The 1,515-nt window shown below is 70.6% G+C and carries 2 protein-coding genes; both read right to left on the bottom strand.

Annotated features, from left to right (window positions below):
• A partial coding sequence (locus ABZ876_RS39055; RefSeq protein ID WP_361791188.1) for a condensation domain-containing protein occupies positions 1-938 on the bottom strand: 938 nt, incomplete at its 3' end.
• On the bottom strand, positions 938-1,515 hold a 578-nt coding region (locus ABZ876_RS39050), incomplete at its 5' end, for a phosphopantetheine-binding protein (protein WP_361791185.1). The genes ABZ876_RS39050 and ABZ876_RS39055, both read right to left, overlap by 1 nt.

The raw sequence follows: 1,515 nt of genomic DNA, 5'->3' as shown, positions 1-1,515 counted from the left end.
TCCACCAGCTCCCGGAACGTCGGGTCACCCGACACGTCCGTCCGCAGCACCAGCGTGTTCACGAAGAAGCCGACGAGGTCCTCCAGCGCCTCGTCGGTGCGGCCGGCGACCGGCGAACCGATCGGGACGTCCGTCCCCGCACCCATCCGGAACAACAGTGTCGCCAGCGCGGCCTGCACCACCATGAACACACTCGCGCCCGACTCCCGGGCCAGCGCGACCAGCCCTCGGTGCACCGTCGTGTCCACCGTGAACTCGACGCTGTCGCCTCGGTAGGAGGCCGCGGGGGGTCGCGGGCGGTCCACGGGGAGCTCGATCTGTTCCGGCAGGTCGGCCAGCGTCCGCCTCCAGTGTGCGACCTGCCGGCTGATCAGGCTGTCCGGATCGGATTCGTCGCCGAGCAGCTCGCGCTGCCACAGCGCATAGTCCGCGTACTGCACCGGCAGCGGCTCCCACGCGGGAGCCTGCCCGTCGATCCGAGCCTCGTAAGCCCGCGCCACATCCCGGGCCAAGGGAGCCATCGACCAGCCGTCACCCGCGATGTGGTGCAGCACCACCACCAACACGTGCACGTCGTCTGCCACGGCGAACAGCTGCGTCCGCAGAGGAGTGTCGACGGTCACGTCGAAGCCGCGAGTACGAAAGGCGGTTACAGAGGCTTCGAGTTCGTGCTCGGTGGTCGGCACCACTTCCATGCCCGTCCAGGCCTGGTCGGTGTCGAGGATGTGCTGGTAGGGGGTGCCGTCGGGGCCTTCGGGAAAGACGGTCCGCAGCGCCTCGTGCCGCTCCACGACATCGCGCAGGGCGGCGGCGAGCGCGTCCCGGTCCAGGCTGCCGGTGAGCCGCAGAGTGATCGGCAGGTTGTACGTGGCGGTCGCCGCGCCCTCAAGGCGGTTCAGGAACCAGAGCCGACGCTGGGAAAAGGACAGCGAAATCATCAGTTCTCCTCGGGACGCGGCATCCGCCGCAGTGCGGGCCGTTGCGACTTGCGCGCGGTTCCCAGCTGTTCGGCCAGCGTGGCAACGTTCGGCGATTCAAAGAGGGTGCGGAGGGGCAGCTCGACGCCCAGACGGGCGCGGACGCGGCTGATCAGGCGGGTGGCGAGCAGGGAGTGGCCGCCGAGGTCGAAGAAGCTGTCGTCGATGCCGACGCGCTCCACGCCCAGCACCTCGGCGAAGGTCTCGCACAGGAGTTGCTCGCGCTCATTGCGCGGGGCTCGGAACGCCGAAGCCGCGGCGTAGTCCGGGGCGGGCAGCGCCCGCCGGTCCAGCTTCCCGTTCGCCGTCACGGGCAGGGCGTCCAGCGTCACGACCGCGGCCGGGACCATGAACTCGGGCAGGCGCTCGCCCACGTACCGGCGCAGTTCCCTGTTGGCGAGGTCGGCGCTACCGGCTGTCCGCCCCGGATCGGCACCGGCGCTCGGTACGACGTAGGCGACGAGGCGTTTGTCGCCGGGCCGGTCCTCCCGCGCGACGACCGCCACCTGCGACACCAACGGATGCCCCGCGATCACCG

The sequence above is a fragment of the Streptomyces sp. NPDC046931 genome (assembly GCF_040644655.1).
Classification (GTDB): Bacteria; Actinomycetota; Actinomycetes; order Streptomycetales; family Streptomycetaceae; genus Streptomyces.
This window is presented reverse-complemented; position numbering and strand designations above follow the sequence as displayed.